The sequence below is a fragment of the Sutterella parvirubra YIT 11816 genome (assembly GCF_000250875.1).
Classification (GTDB): Bacteria; Pseudomonadota; Gammaproteobacteria; order Burkholderiales; family Burkholderiaceae_F; genus Sutterella; species Sutterella parvirubra.
Genome location: NZ_JH604876.1, coordinates 1 through 2,076 on the forward strand (window position 1 = coordinate 1; position 2,076 = coordinate 2,076).

Consider the following 2,076-nt stretch of genomic DNA (forward strand, 5'->3'; position numbering starts at 1 on the left):
AGCCTCTCCTTTTAAGGAGGGGTGGTTGACTGTTGTGTTTGGATGTGGGTGTCGAGGGGCGGCCGGGACGGGGGAAGGCGCTTCGTCCTGAAGACGGGCGCCTTTTTCTGACCGCACGAAGGTCCGATCATACGCCGCTGACCGCGGTTCGCCCTCGTCCCGCGGGAGGTGGCGGGACGGCGGACGCGTCAAAACCGGGGCGTCCGGAGGCTCCCGAGTGGGCGCCGGAAGGGCGGCCGCAGGCGGGAACCCGAAGAAAAACAAGGAAGTAGCCGAAGATACGGGCCGGCCCCGGGTTCCGTCTTCACGGGAAGACACTTTCAGTCTCAGGATGGCGGCCGCAGCGGTGGCAGCCCCAAAAGGAAACCGGCCGCCCGTGGGGAATCCCAGGGCGGCCGTGGTCATGGCGTATCGGGCTGGTTCAGTCTCAGAGCAGCGCGATGATCGCGTCGATCTGCTCGTCGGTCGTGGCCCAGCAGGTGCAGAAGCGGCAGAAGCGGCTGCCGTCGTCGTTCACCTTCCATGTCGAGTAGATCACCTTTTCGGCGACGCGCTCGGCGACGTCCTTGGGGAGCGTCACGAACACCTGGTTCGTCGGACTCTTGGCGTCGATCCGGAAGCCCTTCGCGATGAAGGCGTCCTGGAGCTTCTGCGCGGTGCGCACGCCCGTGCGGCCGGCTTCGCGGTAGAGCGCGCCGTCGTTCTCGAAGAAGACTTCAAACGGAATCCCCACGACGCGGCCCTTGGCGGTGACGGCGCCCTGCTGCTTCTGCTGCGTGAAGAAACACGGCAGCGCACCCGGCTTCGCGACGACCGCCTCACCCAAAAGCGACCCGCACTTGGTGCCCCCGATGTAGAAGACGTCGCAGAGCCGCGCGAGGTCGGCGAGCGTCACGTCGTTCCCCACCCCTTCCAGGGCGTACGCCAAACGCGCGCCGTCGCAGAAGAGTTTGAGGTTCCAGCGGTCGCACACGGCGCGGATCGCTTCGAGTTCGGCGAGGGTGTAGAGCGTGCCGCGTTCGGTCGACTGCGAGAGGTACACGACCGCGGGCTGCGGGCAGTGCATCCAGCTGTCGTCCGCCTTGAAGTCCTTCATATAGGCCTCAACCGTCTCGGCCGAGAGCTTCCCGTCCTTGCCCGGAACGACCAGCACCTTGTGGCCCTTCGATTCCACGGCGCCCGCTTCGTGGCCGTTGATGTGACCCGTGTCGCAGCAGATCGCCCCTTCCCAGCTTCGCATCATGCCGTGGAGCACGATCGAGTTCGTCTGTGTGCCCCCCACGAGGAGATGCACCTCGGCTTCGGGCGCGCGGCAGGCGGCGCGGATCAGATCCCGCGCGCGCTTCGTCCAGACGTCCTCACCGTAACCCGGCTGCTGCACGAGATTCGTTTCGCCGTAGCGCGCGAGAATCTGAGGGAACGCGCCCTCCTGGTAGTCGCAACCCATATAGATCATGGTGTGTCTCCTTCAAATGGACCTGTTGATCGGTTCTGCTTTGTTCGTTTTCCGAGGGCGTGCCGAAGACGCGGCCGAGGGGCCCCGGCGGGGCGTACGGTTTTTCCGGCACGAACGTTCATCTTACTCACGCGCCCGACTTTCGGCGTAGCGCGAAACCTCAGGTCGGCTGATCATGGATCACGTCTAAAGGGGATGGAGCTCCGCCCTATTTGCAACCATCCGTAACACGGGATGGAGAGCGCTTCCCGATCGGGGAACGGATTTTTCGAGATCGTGAAACACAGCTTCGGCGGATCCGCAAAAGAAGATCCCGATCGGATACATGCCGTGAAAGCTTTTCCTTCATCCTTTTCCCTAGGGAATCGGCTCATATCGCGTAATCACGGAAGGGTTCTCTCCCAAGTGGTTGCCCCTAATATGTCGGTCACGGACTTGGGTGCCGCGATAGAATCCGCAACCGATCAAGAGGACGGATCCCGTCGACCTTCGGGAGAAAAATCCGCCGCATAAGAAAAACGCCGGGCAGCACCACCGCCCAGACCCGGCCCATCGATCCACGTAGCTCCCCCGCGCGACAGATGACCGACATGGGGTGGGGGTCGAAAACCGGACCTGCT

1 protein-coding gene is annotated in these 2,076 nt (G+C 63.5%); it reads right to left on the reverse strand.

Annotated features, from left to right (window positions below; all coding sequences use genetic code 11):
* Window positions 1-427 precede the first annotated feature (427 nt).
* Window positions 428-1,456, reverse strand: a complete 1,029-nt coding sequence (locus HMPREF9440_RS01805) for a threonine aldolase family protein (RefSeq protein WP_008540914.1) — start codon at window positions 1,454-1,456, stop codon at window positions 428-430.
* Window positions 1,457-2,076: the final 620 nt, after the last annotated feature.